The sequence below is a fragment of the Bradyrhizobium jicamae genome (assembly GCF_001440395.1).
In the GTDB taxonomy this organism is placed as follows: domain Bacteria; phylum Pseudomonadota; class Alphaproteobacteria; order Rhizobiales; family Xanthobacteraceae; genus Bradyrhizobium; species Bradyrhizobium jicamae.
In genome coordinates, this window is record NZ_LLXZ01000064.1 from 148,029 (window position 1) to 169,739 (window position 21,711).

18 protein-coding genes and 1 pseudogene are annotated in these 21,711 nt (G+C 63.2%); 6 read left to right on the forward strand and 13 right to left on the reverse strand.

Translation table 11 applies throughout. The features are described from left to right. Positions 1-126 precede the first annotated feature (126 nt). The 10 genes from CQ12_RS10960 to CQ12_RS11005 all read right to left on the reverse strand — a co-directional run bounded on the left by CQ12_RS10960 (position 127) and on the right by CQ12_RS11005 (position 11,581). Positions 127-1,341 carry a cytochrome P450 gene (locus CQ12_RS10960; protein WP_057835313.1) on the reverse strand — a complete coding sequence of 405 codons (1,215 nt, stop codon included), beginning with the start codon at positions 1,339-1,341 and terminating at the stop codon, positions 127-129. A gap of 302 nt (positions 1,342-1,643) precedes the next feature. Beyond that, positions 1,644-4,100, reverse strand: a complete 2,457-nt coding sequence (locus CQ12_RS10965) for an N-acetylmuramoyl-L-alanine amidase (RefSeq protein WP_057835314.1) — start codon at positions 4,098-4,100, stop codon at positions 1,644-1,646. A gap of 124 nt (positions 4,101-4,224) precedes the next feature. Next, on the reverse strand, positions 4,225-5,298 hold the full coding sequence (locus CQ12_RS10970) for a DUF3616 domain-containing protein (RefSeq protein ID WP_057835315.1): 1,074 nt from the start codon (positions 5,296-5,298) through the stop codon (positions 4,225-4,227). A 270-nt stretch (positions 5,299-5,568) separates the two neighbouring features. Continuing rightward, a complete protein-coding gene (locus tag CQ12_RS10975; protein ID WP_057835316.1) occupies positions 5,569-6,519 on the reverse strand; it encodes a catechol 2,3-dioxygenase in 951 nt (316 codons plus the stop codon). Positions 6,520-6,609: 90 nt separating this feature from the next. Beyond that, positions 6,610-7,455 (reverse strand): ABC transporter substrate-binding protein, encoded by an 846-nt coding sequence (locus CQ12_RS10980; protein WP_057835340.1) that lies wholly within the window; start codon positions 7,453-7,455, stop codon positions 6,610-6,612. 7 nt (positions 7,456-7,462) lie between these two features. Then, positions 7,463-8,155 (reverse strand): 4-carboxy-4-hydroxy-2-oxoadipate aldolase/oxaloacetate decarboxylase, encoded by a 693-nt coding sequence (locus tag CQ12_RS10985; protein WP_057835317.1) that lies wholly within the window; start codon positions 8,153-8,155, stop codon positions 7,463-7,465. Beyond that, positions 8,152-8,877 (reverse strand): PIG-L deacetylase family protein, encoded by a 726-nt coding sequence (locus CQ12_RS10990; RefSeq protein WP_057835318.1) that lies wholly within the window; start codon positions 8,875-8,877, stop codon positions 8,152-8,154. Before CQ12_RS10990 ends, CQ12_RS10985 begins: the two co-directional genes overlap by 4 nt. Positions 8,878-8,932: 55 nt before the next feature. Then, positions 8,933-9,937 carry a Bug family tripartite tricarboxylate transporter substrate binding protein gene (locus CQ12_RS10995; RefSeq protein WP_057835319.1) on the reverse strand — a complete coding sequence of 335 codons (1,005 nt, stop codon included), beginning with the start codon at positions 9,935-9,937 and terminating at the stop codon, positions 8,933-8,935. Between the two features lie 13 nt (positions 9,938-9,950). Continuing rightward, a complete protein-coding gene (locus CQ12_RS11000; RefSeq protein ID WP_057835320.1) occupies positions 9,951-10,820 on the reverse strand; it encodes an amidohydrolase family protein in 870 nt (289 codons plus the stop codon). Between the two features lie 35 nt (positions 10,821-10,855). Next, positions 10,856-11,581, reverse strand: coding sequence for a TetR/AcrR family transcriptional regulator (locus CQ12_RS11005; protein ID WP_245309850.1), 726 nt, complete (start codon positions 11,579-11,581; stop codon positions 10,856-10,858). Between the two features lie 102 nt (positions 11,582-11,683). Between CQ12_RS11005 and CQ12_RS11010 the strand changes: the two genes are divergently transcribed. Both CQ12_RS11010 and CQ12_RS11015 read left to right on the forward strand, forming a co-directional pair. Next, positions 11,684-12,484, forward strand: a complete 801-nt coding sequence (locus tag CQ12_RS11010) for a transporter substrate-binding domain-containing protein (protein WP_245309851.1) — start codon at positions 11,684-11,686, stop codon at positions 12,482-12,484. 52 nt (positions 12,485-12,536) lie between these two features. After that, positions 12,537-13,514: a tripartite tricarboxylate transporter substrate binding protein gene (locus tag CQ12_RS11015; protein WP_057835323.1), complete on the forward strand. Its 978-nt coding sequence runs from the start codon at positions 12,537-12,539 to the stop codon at positions 13,512-13,514. A 27-nt stretch (positions 13,515-13,541) separates the two neighbouring features. On the opposite strand, the gene CQ12_RS11020 is transcribed toward CQ12_RS11015, so the two are convergent. Next, the gene (locus CQ12_RS11020) at positions 13,542-14,804 is read right to left on the reverse strand and encodes an MFS transporter (protein ID WP_057835341.1); all 1,263 of its coding nucleotides are present in this window, start codon (positions 14,802-14,804) and stop codon (positions 13,542-13,544) included. Positions 14,805-14,886: 82 nt separating this feature from the next. Continuing rightward, a pseudogene (locus tag CQ12_RS11025) lies at positions 14,887-16,656 on the reverse strand (putative bifunctional diguanylate cyclase/phosphodiesterase); the annotation flags it as partial. A gap of 586 nt (positions 16,657-17,242) precedes the next feature. On the opposite strand from CQ12_RS11025, the gene CQ12_RS11030 reads away from it, so the two are divergent. The 3 genes from CQ12_RS11030 (at position 17,243) to CQ12_RS11040 (ending at position 20,195) form a co-directional block, all read left to right on the forward strand. Further along, entirely contained in the window at positions 17,243-18,988 is a 1,746-nt protein-coding gene (locus CQ12_RS11030) for an ATP-binding protein (RefSeq protein WP_157088127.1), read from the forward strand. A 108-nt stretch (positions 18,989-19,096) separates the two neighbouring features. Further along, positions 19,097-19,681, forward strand: coding sequence for a peroxidase-related enzyme (locus CQ12_RS11035; protein WP_057835343.1), 585 nt, complete (start codon positions 19,097-19,099; stop codon positions 19,679-19,681). Between the two features lie 19 nt (positions 19,682-19,700). Further along, positions 19,701-20,195, forward strand: coding sequence for an MgtC/SapB family protein (locus CQ12_RS11040; RefSeq protein WP_057835325.1), 495 nt, complete (start codon positions 19,701-19,703; stop codon positions 20,193-20,195). A 9-nt stretch (positions 20,196-20,204) separates the two neighbouring features. On the opposite strand, the gene CQ12_RS11045 is transcribed toward CQ12_RS11040, so the two are convergent. Continuing rightward, on the reverse strand, positions 20,205-20,822 hold the full coding sequence (locus CQ12_RS11045; RefSeq protein WP_057835326.1) for a ParB-like protein: 618 nt from the start codon (positions 20,820-20,822) through the stop codon (positions 20,205-20,207). A gap of 271 nt (positions 20,823-21,093) precedes the next feature. Here CQ12_RS11045 and CQ12_RS11055 point away from each other — a divergent pair, with 271 nt between their 5' ends. Beyond that, the gene (locus tag CQ12_RS11055; protein WP_057835328.1) at positions 21,094-21,432 is read left to right on the forward strand and encodes a hypothetical protein; all 339 of its coding nucleotides are present in this window, start codon (positions 21,094-21,096) and stop codon (positions 21,430-21,432) included. Positions 21,433-21,711: the final 279 nt, after the last annotated feature.

Here is a 21,711-nt window from a genome sequence, read left to right on the forward strand (position 1 = left end):
GCGGCAACCAATCACTTTTCTCGATGATTTCATTTGAATAATTGATCGAGCGCCGAACTTTAGTCTGATTTCATCGATCTGAGTTGCTGCTTCGCATTGCATCCATGTCAGTGACATCCTGATCCATCAACTGCCCGCCACCACCGGCAACTCCGCAATCATGCGAATGCCGGGCCGCCTCCGCCAATGAATTTGCGACGGCTCGACCGCCAGCTTCAATCGCGGCCAGCGCGTGAACAGCGCCTGCAATGCGCAAATCCCCTCGATCCGTGCGAGCTGGTGGCCGAGGCAGAAATGGATTCCGGTGCCGAACGACAAATGCCGGTTCGGCCGCCGCTCGAGATCGAGCCGTTCGGGACACTCGTTCGCCAGCGGGTCGAGATTGGCGGCGACGAGCATCGCCATCACGCGATCGCCTTTTTTCAATTTCACGCCCTCAAGATCGACGTCGTGGCGCACGTAGCGCGGCTTTGAGAACTGCACCGGCGAGACGAAGCGCAGGAATTCTTCCACCGCCAGCCCCGCGCGGCTCCAGTCCGCCGCGAGCCATTCGCGCCGGGCCGGATCCTTCAGCAATTCGAAAACCGATCCGCTGATCAGATGCGTCGTGGTCTCGGAGCCGGCGTTGAGCAGCAGAAGCATCATCGCGACCATCTCGTCCGGCGTGATGCGCCCGCCCTCTTTCTCGACGCGCACCAGCTCGGCGATCAATCCTTCGCCGCCTTCTTCGCGCACCGCCTGCAGCCGTTCCTGCAGATAGCGGCGCATCCTGAACAGTCCGCCGATCAGCCGCAGAAAGCTGAATGCGTTGGTCATATGCGCCAGCGAATTGGCCCAGGCGATGAATTTCGGCCGGTCCGCCAGCGGCAGGCCGAGCAGTTCGCAGATCACCGCCAGCGGCAGCATCCGCGCATAACGCTGTACCAGATCGGCGGGACTGCCTTGCGCAAAGAGTTCATCGGCGAGGCGATCGGCGATGGCGCGGATATGCGGCTCCATGTCGAGCACGGCGCGGCGGCGGAACGCCTCGTCTACGATGTCGCGCAGCCGCGTGTGATCCGGCTCGTCCATCGTCAGCATGTTGTTGGCGACGGTGCCGATGACACGCGGCATCCACCAGGGCAACCCGACCAGCGCCCCGCCCTCCTTGCGCAGCGTGAATCTCGTGCCGTCCTTCAGCACGCGCGCGGCCGCCTCATGGGTCGTGGTGACCCAGACGCGGCCGATGATCGGAAATCGCGTGAAAACGGCAGGACCGATCGAGCGCAGTTGGCCAACACCCGCCTCGGGATTGCGAAAGAAGGCCTCGCTGGTGAAATCGAAATCCACATGCTGTGCCATCGCGCCATTCCACGCCGCCGCTTCGCCACCCGAAAGATGGTGCGCAACAGTGAAGCCGCAAGGCTCGGGCTTTCGATCGTCCTCGCCATCATTTTTTCGCGATCGATGATCTTGCCGTTTCTCATAGCGCCGTCAGGCGTAAGCCGGCGGCCGCTGCTTGAAGAAGCCGGAACAGCCAAGATGCCGATCGGCACATCGGAGCGCGCCGGGGCAATGAGAAGCAGCAGGATTCCCAACGCTGCGAGAAGGCGGCCCTGGATCGAAAGGACCTTCGAAAGCCACCTCCTCCTTCAAATCCTGGCTCAGGCCTCCGGCGCGAAGATGCTCCAATCCAGCTCGGTGTCGAGTGCAGGCGTGAAGATGCCGTCGCTCCGCTGGGTGCGCGTGCGCTGACGGTTGTGCAGCGCTTCCGCGGTGGCAGGACCAAAATCGCCATCCGGCGCAGCGATGCCGAGCCGATCCTGCAGACGCGTCACCCGGGCGCCCTGCGAGCCAAAACGCAAACGCCGCAAGCCGGACATCTCCTGGAGGCCCCGCCCGCGGCGGCGCGCCTCCGAGGCCATCAAGACCTCATCCCCCGTAAGCAACAGGTAGAGATAGGGCCGCCCCGGCTCGCCGTTGGCATCGAGCAGGCCGGCTGAACGACGGAATTTCGCCCACTGTCCGGAGTGCTGGCCCGATGATGTCGCGGAGCCAATAATGACCTGGCAGCCGAACGACGAAAACCAACCACTCTCGCTGGAGAAGGACGGATGGATGTTGTCGCCGGGGGCCATGTTCTGAAATATGTCGCCGGACTCGTAGGTGAGATCATCGGCGGTGCGCCGCACGATTACCTTTCGCTTCGAAGCGATCGATTTGCGCAGCAGGAAACAGCCCGGCCGTCCATTGTGTTCGCCGCAGATATAGCGGTACAGCCCCGACGGCAGCAGATTGCCCGCCTCCCGTGTCCGGAACCACGACACCACGGCTTCCGCATGCGGCACTGTGGAGCCCGAATACACCGCGATCTTTCCCTGCTGGCGATCCCACACGCCCATCACGCAGCGTGTCTCCTGATGGTTCGGACGGATGTTCTTGAGCACGGCTTCTTCCCGCCACAGGCCGTCGCTGCCCGATCCGCCGCTGACGATGGTGGCGCCGCGCAGACCGAACAGCACCGGCGTGACGCCGGCTTCACCGACCGGAAAATCGTTCAAGGCGCAGAGCATCTCGATATCAGCCGCGGTGAACGGGAACTGCATGCCAACGGGAAGGTCAGCCCCGAGATGCGCGTAGTCGCAACAGTCCGCGTCGCGCGCCCAGCTCACGGTCGACTGCGAGCGCGCCCGAGTGACGGTTGCGTCCATGCTTTCGACGGATTGACGCGCGATTTCGTCTTCGGGCGAACGATCGACCCAGAAATCCTCATCGCTCGGAATTTCGGCGGGCGCATCGGCCGGAGGCGCTCCGAACGTGCCCCTGAACTGATCGTACAGACGCATTACCTTGGGCTTGTAGTTCGGATTTTCGGCAGGCGGTGCCCAGATGTCGGCGATGAAATTCAAAAATCGTTCGGGCGCTGCGGCCGCGCCGCGCCACCCCCGATAACTTGGATGCCGATCAAGCCGAAGCCAGTATCCGGCAATGAAATCTTCCAGGCTTGCGAACTTGCAGTAGAACTCGCCGCCGTCATGTGCCTCGTACCAGACCTTGGTGGCGATGCCGCTCATGAACGGCCGCCATTTCATGCCCGCGAAATTGAGGTGCCGCGTTGCGAGCTGTGACGTGCCCGTTCCGGACTCCAGCGCCCATTGCGAGAAACTGATGTCCTTGAGATGCGGAAACTCGATCGTGGCGGTCGCATAGGCCTGCTGCAAGGAATTCCACAAGGCCGCGCTCGTTGCAGCTTCCGCCGATTCCACATCCGCCGCCACAGCGTCCGCGGTCTCCAAACTCGCGGGCGCCGGCAGGCCGACCAAAGCGGCAAACGCGTCTACCACCGCCCTCGCAAGCCCATCCTTGCGCGCAATGCCGAGTTCAGCGTCCTGCTGGTTCGATCCGAAAAACGGCTCAATCAGCGCGGAGGGCTGCACCTCGTTGGTGAGGCTGGCAATGCCGCGTCCGGTTTCGTTGGCGTCCTTCAGGCCGCGATCCTGGAGTCCGACCCGTCCGTAGAGGCTGACAAGCTTGTCCTGCAACGCCCGCGCCCAGGGAATGGAGCCGCTGCGGCCGTACAGCGTCTCGCTGCCGCGGGCGGACGCCGTTGCGGAGTTGAAGTGCAGTTCAACGCTAGCTTGCGGTCGCCACCGCGCCACCAGCCGATAGGCATCGCGGACCCCGGCGGTGCCGTTCTGTCGCCGGCGGAACGTAGCGACGCGAATGCCGCGCGCATTGGCCTTCTCCTCGATCCGCCTTGCCAGATCCTCGTTCCAATAATATTCCGCACGCCCAGCCGATGCCGCGGCAGGAAACGGAGGCGAGACGCCGAGAGCGCCCTTGTCGGTGCCCTCGGAGCTGTGGCCGATAACTATCGCAAGACCGTTGGGATTAGCGCTGGCCTCCTCCGCGGCGTCGAATTCAACGGTGCCGGAAGCTTCTCCGACCATCTCCAACTCCTGGAGATCGCCCATCAGCTCGTCGATGTATCGGCGTCTTTGGTCGATCTCTATTTCCAGCTCTTGCGTCATCTCAACACGCGCCGCCGCCTCCCGCGCGGCCAGCTCCTGCCTGAGCTTTCCAATCAAGCGGCGATTGTCGTCAACGTCATTGCTGCTCATGATTCTACCTCATCCATGGTGGTGACCTCGTCGGAACGATCGAGATCGGATGGATCACATGCGCGATTGCCGTCCCACGCTTTTCGTCAACACCGAAAGAACCGGCCATGGCCGAGGCACGGCGTCATTTCGGCGCCGGCAAGGTCAAGGCCCGAAAAGATTTCTCTAGCTTGTCCGCGTCCTTACACTTTTTGGTCCCATCGTCGGACAGCAGCATCATGTTTGAACTGCCGGGAATTGCGAACACCGCTTCGGGAGCAAAATCGTCCGGGAGTTTGGCGTTCATCATGACCGGTTCGGTATCGCGCTCCTTGCCACTCCAGGTGAACAGGGCGAATGGCGGCTTGATCTCGGAATCCTTAGCCTCGCCGTGCGGGCCCGCGACGATGACATAGGTGTTGTTGACCCATTCGATGCTGCGGATGCCGCGCCCTTTAAGCTTGCCGAGCTGCCACGGATTGCCGAAAACAGGCGTCTTGCCCGCATCCACCACCTCGGCCGGATTATCGAGTGAAATCACCAAGGCTTTCTTGCCGGGGCGCGGATTGCGGAATCCGATCAGGAGGCGACCATCCGGCGTCGCCGCAAGGCCCTCGATGTTGAAGCCTTTCTTCGATTCCGGAGCCGGCCCCTCCTCCTTTCCGGGCGCATAGGCCTCGGACAATTTGAACGGCTTCAGCTTTCTCTTCAGCTTCGCATCGTCGAACATGGCCTCCCGCAAGTCCTTGTAGGCGCCGGATCCGATCGGCTCCAGCCGAGGACCGTCCGCCTGCGGCACGATACGGGTCGCAAACAGGCGCGATCGGCCCGGCTCGGCCTCGCCCTTGGAATCGCGGGCGTGTGAAGCGATCCAGTAGATGCGATCGTCGATACGCGCCACCCCCTCGAGGTCGGCCTCCTTGAAGACGGGTTCGCCATCCGGTCCCGGCTTCTTCTTCGTCGGCGCCTCAAGGAACGCATCCAGGGAAAGCTCGTGAACGGCGGCCGCCTGCCCCATGCGGTAGACGTTGAGCACATTGCTCTCGTCATCCGCCACCGCAAAAAAATTCTGATCGAGCGCAATCGCGGCCGAGCCATCGCAGGCACCGCGATATGTCGTGATCTGGTCTGCGGCCTGTGCTGCCGCCACGAAGAAAGTCAGGGAGGTGGAAAGGGTGGCGATGGCCAACAAGCGCGATGCAGGGATGAACTGAAACATGCGTCATCTCCCAAAACACTTATATAAAGCGACCAAACTGCACCTGCAGCCAGCGCATCAAATCTGCAAATGCAAACTGCTAAATGTATTGCGGCGCAATACCTGCGGCACTTTATCTCTTAGAGGTTGCGCGATGTATGAAGCCCGTCACATGTTGACGAATAGTTGCCGCGTCATGCCGCCCTCAAAACCGGTAACGTAGCTTTGGCGTGCAAGATCTCGCCATGTGAGGGTTGCCGGATCGAGTGAGGTTGCGGAGCAAGCCGCTCCTCACACCGGCGGCGTACCGTGGGTGTGAAACGACTCGATGGTCTTCAGCCCCCACGCCTGGCCTTTCTTGCGCTCCTCCTCGGTCCAGACAATCGGCTTCCAGTCGGGTGCGAGGATCAGGCGGGCGCCGGCGTTGGCGACTTCGACGCGGTTGCCGCCGGGTTCGTAGACATAGAGGAAGAAGGTCTGCTGGATCGCGTGCTTGTGCGGGCCGGTCTCGATGTGAATGCCGTTTTCGAGAAAGATATCGGCGGCGCGCAGAATTTCCTCGCGGCTGTCGAGCGCGTAGGTGACGTGGTGGAAGCGGCCCGGCTTGCCGTAATGATCGCGCGTGTAGGCGAAATCGTAGCTCTTGTTCGACATCGTCATCCACATTGCCGCTTCCGTGCCGTCGTTGAGCACGATCTGCTCGGTGGTGCGCAGGCCCAGATAGTTCTCGAAGAACAGACGGTTGGCCTTGATGTCGACTGCGAGGCAATTGAGGTGATCGAGCCTGCGGACGTTGACGCCGCGCGCGGGAAACCGCTGCGCCTGGTTCTTGAGCGCAGGCTTCAGCTCCGGCGGCGCCTGGTACCATTCGGTCTCGTAATAGAGCTCGACAATATGGCCGTCGGGGTCGCGGCAGCGGAACGCCGGTCCCTGCCCCATATCGCCGTCGGTCCAGCCGATGTCGAAACCGGAGCCCTTCAGCGCCGCTACGCGGCGCTCCAGCGCCTGCGGGCTGCGGGCGCGCAACGCCATGTGCTCCATTCCCGAAGTTTTCGAGGCCGTTAGCTTGAGCGAATAGCGCTCGTAATCGTCCCAGCCGCGCAGGTAGACCGATTCACCCTTCTGGCCGCTGACCGTCATGCCCATGACGTCGACGAAGAATTTCAGGCTCTCGTCCGGCTTCGGCGTCAGCAATTCCATGTGGCCGAGATGGGCAAGATCGAAGATCGGCTCTGATGTCATTGTAGGCCTCTCTCGTAGGGTGGGCAAAGCGCAGCGTGCCCACCGTTGCAAAACACATGGCGGGCGCGGCGCGATGCGCCTTTGCCCACCCTACAAAAGTGTCCGCGTGGCATCGTCGAACAACTCGTCCACGGTGAACGCGCGCGGTATCAGTTCTTGCTGCGCGGAGTACTCGATGATCAGTCGCAGCGACCGTCGCATTTCGTCACGGCCGAAGCGCGGCGCCGACGGCGCCGCACCAGCGGATTCAGTGAGCAGGCGATGGACTTCCTTCACCGCGTCGGGATGCTTGTCGGACATCGCCTGGCTCACCACCACCATGTGGTTGATCGGCACCACCCCGTGCTTTTCAAACCATGCCTTCTCTTCCGCGGCGACATCGGCAAACAGCGGCTTCAGATCCGGATGATCGGATTTTTCGCCGAGCACCGCATCGAGCTCGCCGTCGACCAGCATCTGCACGATCTGCTTTCCCGCCGGCGCCCGCTTGGTTGCATCAACGAACTCGGCGACATGGGCATCCTCGAACGTCACCCATTCGATCGAACCGAGATCGACACCGTAGTCATTGGCGAGAATGCCACGCAGCCATGCGCCGGTCGTGGTGGTGAAGGAGCGAATGCCGACGCGCTTTCCCCTGAGGTCGCGCGGTGTGAGCTTTCCCTCCTCCGCATTGTACAGCGCATGGCCATGCTGAAACCGCGCCAGCACCACATCTGGCAGCAGCACCATCGGCTTGCCGAAGGATCTTGCCATCAGATAGGTGACGATCGCCATCTCCGAGACGTCGAACGCGCCCTCGCGGACCATCGGCTTGAAGCCCTTGTTGGTCGGCGAATACTGCGCGAAATCGAACTCGACCAGATCGGACCTGACTGAGCCGTTCTTGAGTGCTGATGTGCCGGAATGGTCGCCGAGCAAGGTCCGCAGGCGCATCGCCACCTCAGTCCTCCTCCAGTTCGTCGACATAGACGAGCCCGGCCTTCGCCAGCGGCTCGCGCATGTTGTACATGTCGAGCCCGAGCACGCCGGCAGCGAGCTTCTGGCGCTTGCCGTCTTCGTCGGCGACGCGCTTTTCGCCTTTGGTGGCGACATCCGCCGCGTCCTTGCGCCCGATCACCACCACGCCGTCGTCATCGGCAACCACCGCGTCACCCGGCCTGACATTGATGCCGGCGCAGACCACGGGCACGTTGACGGCCCCCAGCGTCGCCTTCACCGTGCCCTTGGCCGAGATCGCCTTCGACCATACCGGGAAGCCCATCTCGCGAAGCGATTTGGCGTCGCGGACGCCGGCATCGATGACGAGCCCCTTGACGCCGCGCGCCATCAGCGAGGTCGCAAGCAGATCGCCGAACATGCCGTCGGTGTTGTCGGTGGTGCAGCCGACCACCAGTATGTCGCCTGGCTTGCATTGTTCCACCGCAACATGGATCATCCAGTTGTCGCCGGGCTGCGCCAGCACGGTCACGGCGGTGCCGGCGGCTTCGGCGCCGCTCCACACCGGGCGTAGATACGGCTTCATCAGGCCGAAGCGGCCATAGGCCTCGTGCGCGGTGGCGACGCCGAGTGCGCCGAGCCGCTTCACGAGGTCAGGCTCGGTGCGCTTGATGTTGCGGACGACGACCGTCTTCATGCCAATTCCTCCATCGCCATCGGGAACAGACGCTGGTACGCCTCGCCATAGGTCATCGGCTTGCCGGTATTGCGGCCGCCTTGCACGCCCCGCTGCAGCGCGACGCGTTCATAATAGGCCCACAGGTGCTTTTGCGCGGCGAGAATCTCGAACGTCTTGCGCTTGATGTCCCAGACCTCGTCGATGTTGAGGATCACCTGCGGCTTGAAATTGCACATCTCCGGCTGGTGCGGCTCGAACAGGAACACCGGCGGCGCGGAATAGGTGTATTTGGCGCCGGGCTTGTGGCCCATCGCCTGCGCGACCACGCGGGTTTCCTGGGCGAAGTGCGCCGCGTTCGGATGATCGAAATTATAGGGATCCTCCAGCGCATGGGTCAGCACGAAGGACGGGTTGAGTTCGCGGTAGATATCGACCATGCGGTCGAAATGCGCCTCCGTCAGCCGCAGCGGATAGTCGCCGGCGTCGAAGAATTCGATTTCCGCGCCCAGCATTTCCGCCGCGCGCTGCGCCTCGTCGCGCCTTCCGGCCTTCACCTTCTCCATCGTCGCGCCCGCCTCCTTCCAGGCGAACTGGCTTTCGCCGCGCTCGCCGAACGACAGGCAGGCGATCTTGACGCGATAACCCTTCTTCACATGCAGCGCGATCGCGCCGCCCGCGCGCCAGACGAAATCGCCGGGATGCGCCGTGACAACAAGGCCCGTTTTGCCAGCATTGCTCATGATCGGGATCTCCTCCTTGGCTTGTTACGCGTGGCTGGCCGCACCGGCATCGCGACTATTGTTTGGCAATTCCCGCCCGCTCGATTACTTGCGCCCATTTGTCGATGTCGGCCTTCAGGCGCGCGAGGATTTCCTCGGGCGAACTGGCCTTGGCCTCGATGCCGAGCTCAAGCGCACGCTTCTTCAGGTCGGGCGCGTCGAGCACCACGCGCAGCGCGGCGTTGAGCGTATTGATCACGTCCGGCGGCGTGCCCTTGGCTGCAAAGATCGCATTCCATGACCGCGCCTCGAAATCGCCGCCGCCCGCTTCCTTCACCGTCGGCACGTCCGGCAAAAATGTGGTGCGGACAGGTCCCGAAGACGCGACCGCAATAGCCGCCTTGTCTGCAATATGCGACTGCACCGCGCTGTAGTTCTCGATCGCCAACTGGATATCGCCGCGCAACAGCGCGATCAGCACGTCAGGCGAACTGCGGAACGGCACGATCGTGACATCGACGCCGGCAGTCGATTTGAACAATTGCGCGGCGAGGTTCTGGGTCGATCCGACATTGATGGTGCCGACATTGAGCGCGCCGGGCTTTTGCTTCGCCGCCTTGATGAACTCCGCCAGCGTCGGATAAGGCGAGGCCGCCTGGGTGGTGAAGATGAAGTCGAAATAGCCCATGCTCGAAACCGGCACGAAATCGGTGACCGGGTTGAATGTCAGGTTCTTGAACAGCGACACGGATATCGCCGTGCCGTTGCTGAACAGCGCCAGCGTATAACCGTCCGCAGGGGCAGACAGCACGGCACGCGCGGCGTTGATGCCGCCGGCGCCCGGCATGTTCTCGATGACGAAGCGCTGGCCGAGCTTTTCGCCGAGCCGCTCGGTGACGAGCCGCGCGGTGACGTCGGCCACCCCACCCGCGCCGAAGGGGAGGATCAGCCGCACCGGCTTGTTCGGATAGTTTTGCGCCTGGGCGATTTGCGGAAGTAACAGCGCCGCCAGCAAGGCAGCGATGCCAGCGGAGAACACGCCGCGCCGGCTCCATGCGTATCGCTTGCGTTCGTCCGCCATCGCCCGCGCTCCCCTAGAACTCGAACAGCCGCGCCGGATTGTCGACCAGAATCTTCTGTTGCAGCTCCGGCTCCGGCGCGAACAGCGGGATGAGATCGACCAGATCGCCGTCGTTGGGCATCACCTTGACGTTCGGGTGCGGCCAGTCGGTTCCCCAGATCACCCGATCCGGCGCTGTCTCGACGATACGGCGCGCAAACGGCACCGCGTCGTGGAACGGCGGTCCGCTGGACGAGACGCGCTCGCAGCCGCACACCTTGACCCAGCATTTCTCGTCCCGCGTCATCAGGTCGATCAGCGTCCGGAACGGAAGCTGGTCGAGACCGTCGGATGCCTTGACGCGCCCCATGTGATCGATGGTGTAACGCACCGGCAATTTTGCCAGCAGTTCGGCGTATTCAGGCAGGTCGATCGCGTCGAAATGCAGGTCGATATGCCAGTTAAGCGGCGCGACCATCGCGACGATGCGATGGAAAGCACCCATGTCAGGCACGCCGCCGAGGTGTCGCACGAAGTTGAAGCGGCAGCCGCGAAAGCCGCCCTCATGCAGTTCGCGAAGCCCGCGCTCGGTGATGGTATCGTCGATATTGGCCACCGCACGAAAGGTGCCGTTGCTCACAGCGATAGCATCGAGCGCCACGCGGTTGTCGGTGCCGTGCACGCTGGCATTGACGATGACGGCACGGCCGATCCCAAGCTTCCTGTGCAGTGCCTGAAAATCTTCGAGCGGCGCGTCAGGCGGCGTATAGGGCCGTCCGGGCGCATAAGAGTATTTGTGGCCGGGGCCGAAGATGTGGGTATGCGCGTCGCACGCCAGCGCCGGCAGCTTGAATTTCGGCGTTCGCGTATCGGGATCGGGTCCGGGAATCGTCGGCTTGTTCATCGTGCTTTCTGCAGTGCGTGGGTTTTCGTGAATAGCTAGTCGGCCGGATTTTCTTTCCGCTTTCGGGCAGCCGCCGCCGCGCGTGGTTGAACGGGCCTGGTCCGGCGTGACGCGCTGTCGATGTGATCGACATCGGAAGCCTGCAAGGAGGCCACTGTTGCCGAGACGAGTTGCTCGATCGCTTCGGCCATATCGGCGCCGTCGGCTTCGCCGCGGGAGAGCCGCGTCACCCGCTCCGGATTGACGAGGGTGTAATAGAGTGCGCCGAGCAGGAACTGCGACCGCCACACGATCGTCGTCCGCGGCAGATGCGGCAGGCTTTCCCCGATCGCGTCGATGAAGGCATGCGTGGTGTCGTCGAAGATCTCGGCGATGATACGGCCCACCACGGCATTTCCTTCGGCCGACATCACGGCGCGCAGCCGCGTGAACCGCGCCCCGCCGCCGGCGAGATCCGTAGAGGATGAAAACGCCGGCTGCACATAGGCCCGCACGATCGCTTCCAGCCGGTCCTGCACGTCGCGCACGCGCTGCGCCGCTACCAGCAATTCGATGCGGCGCTTGTTCATCGGACCGCAATGGCGCTTGTAGATTTCGAGCAGCAGCCCGTCCTTGCTCTTGAAATGGTAGGTGATGCTGCCCGGATTGGCGCCCGCCTCCAGCGCGATGTCGCGGATCGACACCGCATTGAAGCCCCTGGTCGAGAACAGCAATTCGGCCGCACTCAGGATGGCTTCGCGCATGTTGGGATTTCGCGTCATGGCATTTGCTTTCCGCTCTCGACTTTTGTACATTTGTACAAAATATCAGGTCTAGTCAACAAACATCTGGACAGGCCGGGGATGACGAGGGAGAGCGGCCGGATGCGCCGGATTATCGTTGCGTTTCTGATCGGTGCCGGCGCACTGGCCTGGCACGGCGCCGGCCTGGCCACCGACGCCGACCTCGAAACGCGGCTGATATTGGCGCCGTCAGGTGCGTTGCGAGCAGGGCTTTATCCGGGCACGCCCACCTCGATCCTGCCGAACGCAGGCTCGGGCGAACCGCGCGGCGTCGGCCACGATCTCGGCAAGGAGCTCGCGCGGCGGCTCGGCGTTCCCTATGAGCCGGTCGTGTTTGCCAAAAATGCCGACGTCCTCGCCGCCGTCAAAAACGGAGAGATCGACGTCGCCTTCACCAACGCGACCGCGGTGCGCGCGCGGGATATGGATTTCGGCCCACACTTTCTCGAAATCGAGCTCGGCTGTCTCGTCTCTCGCGAATCCACGTTGACGACGCCGGCAGAAATGGATTCGCCGGGACTGCGCATCGGCGTGACCGCGGGCAGTTCCACGGACGCCACCCTTTCGCGCGACTTCAAGCATTCCGAGATCGTCCGCGCCGCCACGTTCGACGTCGCAATCGAGATGCTGTCGGCCGGCGCGATCCACGCTTATGCGACGAACAAGGCCACGCTGTTCGAGATGGCGGAGAAATTGCCGGGCTCGAAAGTGCTCGACGGCCGCTGGGGAATCGAGCGCCACGCCATCGCAATCCCCAAAGGGCGCGAGCAGGCAATTGCTTTCATCCGTCAGTTCACGAACGAGATGAAGTCGGAAGGCGTGATCGGCGCCGCCATTGCGCGCGCCGGATTGCGCGGCGCCACGACCTCGCCTGCGGAATAGCGACGCGTCACGTGAATTCTCAAGTGATATCCAGCAACAAGGACCTTCTCTCATGATCCCACGCCGAACATTCGTCCGCACCATCGCCGCCGCAGCCCTCGTTTCACTCGCCGGCACGAATGTCCATGCGGAGACTTTCCCCACAAAACCTGTGCGTATCCTGGTGCCTTATGCCGCCGGCGGCGCGGTCGATGTGCTGGCGCGCACGCTCGGGCAATCGCTGTCGAAGACCTGGGGCCAGCAGCCGGTCGTCGAAAATCGTCCGGGCGCGGGCGGGATCATCGCATCGCAGGCGCTCACGCAATCCGCACCGGACGGCTACACGCTGATCCTGGTCGCCAGCGGCCATCCGCTGAACCAGTTCTTCTATCCGAAACTGCCCTACGACACCTTCAAGGACTTCACCGCCATCAGCGAGATCGCCTATTCGCCGCTCGCAATCGTGGTGTCCAAAAACAGTCCGATGAAGAATTTGCAGGAGTTGCTGACGACCGCACGTGAGAAGCCCGAGACACTGTCTTACGGCATGTCCGGCAACGGCACGTCGGCCCATCTCGCCGGCGAGTTGCTCAACTACATGGGCAAGGTCAAGATCCAGGCGATCCCCTACAAGGGCGGCGCCCCTGCCCTCACCGCCGTCATCGCCGGCGAAATTCCGATGAGCGTTAATCCGCTGCCGGAAGTCGTCGGCCAGCTCGAAGGCAATGCCGCGCGCGCCCTTGCGGTGACGACGGCACAACGCTCGAAGGCCTTGCCCGATGTTCCCACGGTCGCGGAAGCCGGCCTGCCCGGCTATGACGCTTCCGTGTGGTGGGGCTTTCTCGGACCCGCCGGCATGGCGCCGGAGCTGGTCGCCAAAATCCACGCCGATCTTGCCACGGCGCTGAAAGATCCGGTCGTGCTCACCGCGCTGGAAAAAATGGGCGCCACGCCGGTCGGCAATTCGCCCAGGGAGTTCGACGCCTTCATGCGCGCCGAAGCGGCGAAGTGGGAGCCGGTGCTAAAAGAGGCAAACATCAAGATGCAGTGAGATGGCCGCGCCGATCGCGCGGTCCGTTCACCGCGCGTTCGCCGGCGCATGGACGTGCCAGAGATCGGCCCGCCAATGCAGCACGATCGCCAGCATCAGCGCGAGGCCGGCCGCCGCATAGAGCGTCCCGGTCGCCGCAAATCCGATCTCGTCGATCAGGCTGCCGGCGGCCAACAGGCCGATCGGCAGGCCGTAGATCACCATCATGCGCACGCCCATCACCCGGCCGCGGAAATTCTCGCTCGCGGTCCGCATCAGGATGACGGCGATCGAGATCATGGCGAGGCTCTGCGAGAAGCCCGCGACCACCAGGCACAGGATCGCGGTCGGCACCGTCTGCATCTGCGCGAACACCAGCAAGGTCACATACCAGATGACAGTCGCGCCGATCATCAGCCGCGCCACCCGGATGCCGCCGAACAGGCTCAGCAGGATCGAGCCGACCAGCGAGCCGATCGCAAAACTTGCCGACAGATATCCGAGCCCGGTCTGGTTGGTGCCGTAGATCGTCTTGGCGATATAGGGCAGCAAGCCGTTGGAGAGCGGATAGGCGGTCAGGTTGGCCAAAAATGCCACCCAGAGCGCAGCCTGCATCCGCGGCGTGGTCCAGCAATAGGCCACGCCCTCCTTGAGATCGCGCAGCGGCGAACGTTGCAACGCCTCGCTGGCGGCCTCGCCCGCTGCATGCGGTTTCCTGGCCGGCGCCACGATGCACAGCGTCAGCGCGGTTGCGGTAAGATAGAGGCAGACGATCGCCACATAGGCCGGCCCCATGCCGAGCGCGGCAAACAATCCGGCGCCGCTCAGCGCGCCGGCGATGCGCGCGGTGTCCATCGTCGTGCGTGAGATGCTGATCGCCCCGATCAACTGGTCATGCGGCATGATGGTCGCAACCAGCGCGCCGCGCACACCGAGGTCCGATGGGCGGACGACCCCCATTACGGCCGCGATGATGAAGACATAGATCGGTGCGAGATGACCCGACAGCGCCAGCGTCATCAGCGCGACCGCCAGCACCGCGTAGGTCGCGCGCATCATGCCCAGGAGATCGCGGTGACCGATCCGGTCGCCGACGACGCCGAACATCGGCGCTACCAACGTACCGATATAGCCGAGGGAAGCAAACAGGGTGAGCAACAGCACCGAGCCGGTCTCGACCAGCACGTACCAGCCGAGAATGAGCGTCTCCATCTCGAACGCCCACGAGGTGAGCAGATCGGCGGGCCACTGAAAACGGTAGTTCCTGACACGAAATGGTGCGAGCGCCGAAGGCCGCGTCGGCTCGCTCAAGATGCGTTGTCGCGATTCATCGCGGTTCACCCTGCCCTGTTTCTTATTATGCAGAACTGGATAGCAAGCCGGGGACGGCGTTTCAAGCAGCCGACATCGCTCTGCCGCTATGCGTCAGCAACAGGCGCCTCACCTCCACGGCCGGTATCGCGGGGCTGAACAGATAGCCCTGCATCTCGTTGCAGCCGAGGATGTACAGCAGGTTCCTCTGCTGCTCGGTTTCGACGCCCTCCGCCGTCGTCATCATGTCGCTGGCGGCCGCAATATTCACCACCGCCTGGACGATAGATGAGGATGCGCCGGGGCCGGCGATATCCCGGATGAAGGAGCGGTCGATCTTGATCTTGTCGAAAGGGAATCGCTGCAGATAGCTGAGCGACGAATAGCCGGTGCCGAAATCATCAAGCGCGATCCGCACGCCGAGCCTGCGCAACTGATGCAGCGCCTCCAGCGCCGCGTCGTCGCGAATGAGTACGGCCTCCGTGATTTCGAGTTCGAGCCGGCTGGCAGGCAGGCCGGAAGCGGCCAGTGCCGCCGCCACGTTCAGTGCCAGCGACTGGCTCCTGAACTGCACCGGCGAAACGTTGACCGCGACACGGACATGATCGGGCCAATTGGCGGCCTCGGCACAGGCCGCGTTGAGTACCCATTGGCCGAGCTCATTGATGAGGCCGCTATCTTCCGCGATCGGAATGAAGTCCGCCGGCGAGATCATGCCGCGCTCGCGGTGCCGCCAGCGCAGCAGCGCTTCGCAGGATGAGATCTTGCCGTCCTCGAGATTGACCACCGGCTGATAGTGGGTCTCGAGACTGCCGTCGCCGATCGCCTGGCGCAGCTCGAGCTCCAGGCTTCGCCGCGCCTTGGCGCGCTGGTCCATGCCGGCCTCAAAGAAGCGGTAGGTTCGCCGTCCGTCGCCCTTGGCGCCGTAGAGCGCGAGGTCCGCATTCCTCAGCAACTGGTCGAGCTCCACGCCATCGCCGGGGGCAAGCGCGATGCCGATGCTGGCATCGGTGGTGATCAGATGCCCCATGCAATCAAGCGGCTGCCTGATCGCCGAATGGATTTCGTCAACAAGCCGCGTGGTTTCCGAGCGGTCCTTGACGGCGGCTTGAATGACCGCGAACTCGTCGCCGCCAAGCCGGGCCGCCACATCGCTTTCCTTGAGGCAGCCACGCAGGCGTTCGGCGACGCCCTTGAGCAACTCGTCGCCGACCGCATGGCCGAGCGCGTCATTGACGCTCTTGAACTCGTCGATGTCGATATAGAGCACCGCCAGTTGCTCTCCCGGCCGGATCGCCTTGAGCGATTGTTCCAGCCGCTCGCGGAACAGAAGCCGGTTCGGCAGTTCGGTCAGCCCGTCATAATGCGCCAGATGCGCGATCTTCTCCTCGGTGCGCGTGCGCTCGGTGATGTCTTCGATCGTGGCTACCCAGCCGCCGCCCTTCAGCGGCCGGTTGATGATCTCGATCGCGCGGCCGCCCGGCGCCTGCGTGAGTTGGCGCGTGGCCTTGCCGAGCCTCACCGTCTGGATGATGGCGCTGCAGAATTCTTCGACGTCGCCGTCGAACGATCCGGTTTCCTTCCGGTGAGCGATCAGCCGCTGCATGGTGCAGCCGGGCTTGGCCACGTCGGGCGACAAACCGAACATCTCGAGATAGGGCTCATTGCAAATGATGATCCGCGCGGATGCATCATAGAGAACAAGACCTTGCGGGATGTTGTTGACGGCAATCGAGAGCTGGCGCCGCTCGGCCGCCAGCCGCTGATCGGTCAGGCGATCGCGTCTCACCAGGAGACCGGCGATCACGGAGAGAACGGCGACGAGCGCAAGCAGCGCCCGTTCGCGAAGACTCCATGCCGCCGGATCGGCCGCAATCACCGCCGCGAGCAGGATTCCGCACACCACAAGAAGCTTGACCGTTCCGCTTCCCAGCGCGAATCCGGCCGAACCGCCTGATACTTGATAACCGCCCTTGTTGCTCACCCGATATGCCCTTGGAATGCGGATGGAGGTCCCTGCAATGGAACTCAGACCGCAAATCGCGTCCCCCGCGGCATTGTTGCGCCGTACTGATGGAAGTCGCGTTACAACTTGCAGTTAGCGATCGGTTACCTCGCGCACGCGCCGGCTCCGATCGGCAATCCCAAATCAAGAGGTTATCGGGAGGCGGCTCACGGGCCGCGCCTCTCGTCCGAAGTGGTAAATGAACGATTAATTCAGAACATGCGTCGCGCGCGACCGAAAATACAAGAAAGCCCCTGTTTTCCGGCACAACTCGCATCCGACAGCGCTGACGGAGCTCCGCTGCGAAAACGAATCCTGACCGAGATGCCGCAGATTTAGCTGATACGGAAATGCGCCGGTTTAACCGTTTCGCTATTCGGCGCCGCTCATAATGGAGATCAGACCCCAATTCTAGAGATCCAGGTTCAACACCGTGACATCCTTCGGACGTGTCATTTCCGTGCGCGGCTCGCTTGCCCGGATCGGACTTCTGGCGACCGGCCAGATGCCCGTCTCCGAGATGCGCGCCACCGTCGGCCGCTTCATCAGCATCCGCTGCCACCAGTCCACGATCGTCGCGATGCTCACCGAGGTGTCCTGCGAGGATCTGCCGAGCTCCGACAACTATATCGCCAGCGCCTCGGTCGACCTGCTCGGCGAAATTTCCGGCGGTGAGCGTCCCAAATTCCAGCGTGGCGTCACCAATTATCCTACGATCGGCGATGACGTCGACCTCATCACGGCCCAGGATCTGCGTACCGTCTATGCGCCGAGCGGATCGGACCAGATCAATGTCGGCACCCTGCAGCAAGACCGCTCGGTGATCGCCTATGTCGACGTCGAGGAAATGCTCTCCAAGCATTTCGCCGTGCTCGGCTCCACCGGCGTCGGTAAATCGACCAGCGTGTCGCTGCTGCTCAACGAGATCCTGAAAGCGCGGCCGAACCTGCGGGTCTTCCTGCTCGACGTGCATAACGAATATGGCCGCTGCTTCGGCGACCGCGCCCTGGTGCTCAACCCGCGCAATCTGAAACTGCCATTCTGGCTGTTCAACTTCGAAGAGATCGTCGACGTGCTGTTCGGCGGCCGGCCCGGCGTGCCCGAAGAGCTCGACGTTCTCGCCGAGGTCATCCCGATGGCGAAGGGCCTCTACACCCAGTACCAGAACTCCGACCGGCTCGGGCTGAAGCGCGTCGACCCGAAGTCGGGCGGCTTCACGGTCGATACGCCGGTGCCGTACCGGCTGGTCGACCTGATCTCGCTGATCGACGAGCGGATGGGCAAGCTGGAGAACCGCTCCTCGCGCATCATCTATCACAAGCTGATTTCGCGCATCGAAACCGTGCGCAACGATCCGCGCTACGCCTTCATGTTCGACAACGCCAATGTCGGCGGCGATACCATGGCGGAGGTGATCAGCCATCTGTTCCGCCTGCCGGCCAATGGCCGGCCGATGACCATCATGCAGCTCGCCGGCTTCCCCGCCGAAGTCGTCGATTCCGTGGTGTCGGTGCTGTGCCGCATGGCGTTCGATTTCGGCCTGTGGAGCGACGGCGTGTCGCCGCTGCTGTTCGTCTGCGAAGAGGCGCACCGCTACGCCTCGGCCGACCGCAACATCGGTTTCGGCCCGACCCGGAAAGCCGTCTCGCGCATCGCCAAGGAAGGCCGCAAATACGGCGTCTTCCTCGGCCTCGTCACCCAGCGTCCGGCCGAACTCGACGCCACCATCATCTCCCAGTGCAATACGCTGTTTGCGATGCGCCTTGCCAACGACCGCGACCAGGCGCTCTTGCGCTCGGCGGTCTCCGACGCCGCCGCGAACTTGCTGTCCTTCGTGCCTTCGCTCGGCACCCGCGAGGTGCTGGCCTTTGGCGAAGGCGTGGCGCTGCCGACGCGGCTGCGCTTCAAGGAGGTGCCAGTCCACCAGTTGCCGCGCAGCGAAGCCACCATCGCGTCCGTGCCGTCGGTCGCTGCCGGCCATGACATGCACTTCGTCTCCGCCGTGCTGGACCGCTGGCGTGGCGCCACCTCCAACCGCGACGTGCCGAACGATCCCTCGGTCGGCGGCGGCGAGCGGCCCGCCGCCCGCATCATGACGCCGGTGGAAGCGCCGATGCTGCAGCCCTCGATGGGGCTCGATCCCGACCGCTTCTCGCTCCTGAAAAAGCCGCTGCGCTAAGGCGCTAAAGCCTCGCGCGATTCTTGCGCGCGCCGTATCCACGCGGCCGCAAAACGCTATATGGTTCCGGCAACGCCGCATCCCGCGGCCCTGAGCCGGAACCTTTTGATGACCAAGCCTGCCACCCCGCGATTTCAGCCGCCCGCCATCGACAAGCTGCCGGAGGACATCCGCACCCGGATTCTTGCCGTGCAGGAGAAGTCCGGCTTCGTGCCGAACGTCTTCCTGACGCTGGCCTACCGTCCGGACGAATTTCGCGCCTTCTTTGCCTATCATGACGCGCTGATGGAGAAGGACGGCGGGCTGACCAAGGCCGAGCGCGAGATGATCGTGGTGGCGACGAGCAGCGCCAACCAGTGTCACTACTGCGTGATCGCCCATGGCGCGATCCTGCGCATCCGGGCCAAGAACCCGCAGATTGCCGACCAGATCGCGGTCAATTACCGCAAGGCCGACATCACCCCGCGCCAGCGCGCCATGCTCGACTTCGCCATGAAGGTGAGCCGGGCGGCGAACGAGGTGTCGGAGGCCGACTTTGCCGAGATCGCCGGCCACGGCTTCTCCGACGACGACATCTGGGACATCGCGGCAATTTCAGCCTTCTTTGCGCTGTCGAACCGGCTGGCCAACATCACCGCGATGCGGCCGAACGACGAGTTCTACATGATGGGCCGGCTGCCGAAACAGGGTTGAGCCCCGGAGGTCGCCCACGTTGCTGGACTGGACCGAAATCATACTGCGTCTCGGCGTCGCCGCGCTGGCCGGCGGCCTGATCGGTCTCAACCGCGATCTGCACGGCAAGCCGATCGGGTTGAAGACGCTCGGGCTGGTCAGCCTGGCAACGGCCATGCTGCTGGTGATGGTCCATTCGGACGACGTCAAAATCGTCTCGGACGCCGGCAGCAGGGTGATCCAGGGAATTTTGACCGGGATTGGTTTTCTCGGCGCCGGGGTCATTGTCCACGCCGGACGTCATTTCAGGGTTCGCGGACTCACCAGCGCCGCCTGCACGTGGCTCGCGGCCTGCATCGGAATTGTCTGCGGCCTCGGGCAATGGCGACTGGTCACCGTCGCATTAACTATCACATTCGCGATCCTGACCATTGGCGGCCGGATGGAGCGCTGGCTGCACCAGAAGCTTGGCGGCGAGGACGAAGGCGCGCCGCAACCTCCTTCCGCCACTTCGTCGGACAAAAGGCCGACATAGCACCTTCATCTAGTCCGGTCCGCACCAGCCCGGCAGATAGACCGCGTCTTTGCTCTTCGCACAGTCGAGCGCCTTCTCCATCGCCTTGGAGAAATCCTCCTCCACGCTCTTGCGGGAGATTTTCCGGCGCAGGAAATCCGCCCACAGGAATTCGCTGAACGGGGTGACGTCCTTTGCGAAGCCGCCGACACGGCGCAATTCCCCAGCGAGGCTGCGGAACGGATCGTCCTTGAGCCCGGACACCGACTTCGGAAGATCCTTGTAGTGCCCGCGCTCGCCTTTGGCGTCGTAGGGATAGGCCCATCGCTTGTGATCCATCACGGTCCAGAACGCGTCGCGTTCGACCATGGTGAGATCGCCGATAACCGTCACCAGGACATGCTCGACGCCCTCATCATGCAGTGCACGCGCCAGATGATGATGATCGACGACGTAATGGTGCTCGTCCGGCCCGAGCACGACGGGAATCATGTGCTTGCCGAGAAGTTCGGCGCGCTTCTTTTCCGACTTGTGTTCCCGCCAGCGCTTGCGCTTTTCCTTCACCTCCCGCATGCCGACCGTCATCTGGGTCGGACGCAGTGACAGGATCGGGATCGGTGTGAGGATCGGGTCGCGCGTATTGGCCATGGCTTGCCCCCTCTGCGTCAATCTTCTTGCTCTAACCGGCAAAATGGCCCTGCCGATTCACTATGCCGTGATGGTGCAAGCCCTCAAACGCGCCGTGCGTCCCACTTTGCGGATAGCCGCGATCGCCCGGAAGGCCGCCAGACCCCCGATCAACGGCGGCAAGTTCCATCAGACATTGCGTGGGCGGATGGCTGCCACGCCGAAACATTTCATGTTGGAAGCTCAGCCGCCGTGCTAGAAAGACGGCCTGATTTCTCGCGGATCGACGGCAGTGAAAACCCAGCGGCCCATTAGCTCGGACGAAGAGCATGTCGTGCTCAAGTTCCGGCCGCGCACCTCCGCCCATCCGCCCGCCCGGCGCGATGAATCCGAACCAGCCAAGGCGCAGCCGGCGGCGAGCGATCTGTCCCGCTATGAGCGGCCGGGCGATGAGGGCGACGACTTCCGTCACCGCATGCTCGCCAACGTCGCCGCACTCGCCTTCACCGTAGCGCTGACCGCGATCGGCATCTGGCTCGCCGTCAGCATCGCCGACCTCCGCAAGACCCAGGACTGCGTGCTGATGGGCCGGCGCGACTGCGCGCGGATTTCGGTGACGCCGCAGGGGTAGTGGGCGGGCGCGCCTGTTCGATTGTCAAACAGCCATAACCTCAGCGTCATTGCGAGGAGCGAAGCGACGAAGCAATCCATGTCACCGCGCGAAGAAAGATGGATTGCTTCGCTTCGCTCGCAATGACGGGGATACAATTTCGCGTTCTCGCGACGTTATTCGTCCGAGGTTTGCATCAGATGCCCTCGTCAAGAGTGAGAGGGCGCAGGGAATGCCGGGTGCCTGCCGCACCCGCGGTCCCGTGTGCAATTGCACTTCAGGAAATGCGCACACGAGCAT

Bases quoted from the DNA above. Each gene is read 5' to 3' on its own strand.
- CQ12_RS10995 (WP_057835319.1), bottom strand. From the start codon at position 9,937: ATGGCGGACGAACGCAAGCGATACGCATGGAGCCGGCGCGGCGTGTTC.
- CQ12_RS11010 (WP_245309851.1), top strand. From the start codon at position 11,684: ATGCGCCGGATTATCGTTGCGTTTCTGATCGGTGCCGGCGCACTGGCC.
- CQ12_RS11005 (WP_245309850.1), bottom strand. From the start codon at position 11,581: ATGACGCGAAATCCCAACATGCGCGAAGCCATCCTGAGTGCGGCCGAA.
- CQ12_RS10960 (WP_057835313.1), bottom strand. From the start codon at position 1,341: ATGGCACAGCATGTGGATTTCGATTTCACCAGCGAGGCCTTCTTTCGC.
- CQ12_RS10990 (WP_057835318.1), bottom strand. From the start codon at position 8,877: ATGAGCAATGCTGGCAAAACGGGCCTTGTTGTCACGGCGCATCCCGGC.
- CQ12_RS11000 (WP_057835320.1), bottom strand. From the start codon at position 10,820: ATGAACAAGCCGACGATTCCCGGACCCGATCCCGATACGCGAACGCCG.
- CQ12_RS11045 (WP_057835326.1), bottom strand. From the start codon at position 20,822: ATGGCCAATACGCGCGACCCGATCCTCACACCGATCCCGATCCTGTCA.
- CQ12_RS10980 (WP_057835340.1), bottom strand. From the start codon at position 7,455: ATGCGCCTGCGGACCTTGCTCGGCGACCATTCCGGCACATCAGCACTC.
- CQ12_RS11015 (WP_057835323.1), top strand. From the start codon at position 12,537: ATGATCCCACGCCGAACATTCGTCCGCACCATCGCCGCCGCAGCCCTC.
- CQ12_RS11035 (WP_057835343.1), top strand. From the start codon at position 19,097: ATGACCAAGCCTGCCACCCCGCGATTTCAGCCGCCCGCCATCGACAAG.
- CQ12_RS10975 (WP_057835316.1), bottom strand. From the start codon at position 6,519: ATGACATCAGAGCCGATCTTCGATCTTGCCCATCTCGGCCACATGGAA.
- CQ12_RS10985 (WP_057835317.1), bottom strand. From the start codon at position 8,155: ATGAAGACGGTCGTCGTCCGCAACATCAAGCGCACCGAGCCTGACCTC.
- CQ12_RS10965 (WP_057835314.1), bottom strand. From the start codon at position 4,100: ATGAGCAGCAATGACGTTGACGACAATCGCCGCTTGATTGGAAAGCTC.
- CQ12_RS10970 (WP_057835315.1), bottom strand. From the start codon at position 5,298: ATGTTTCAGTTCATCCCTGCATCGCGCTTGTTGGCCATCGCCACCCTT.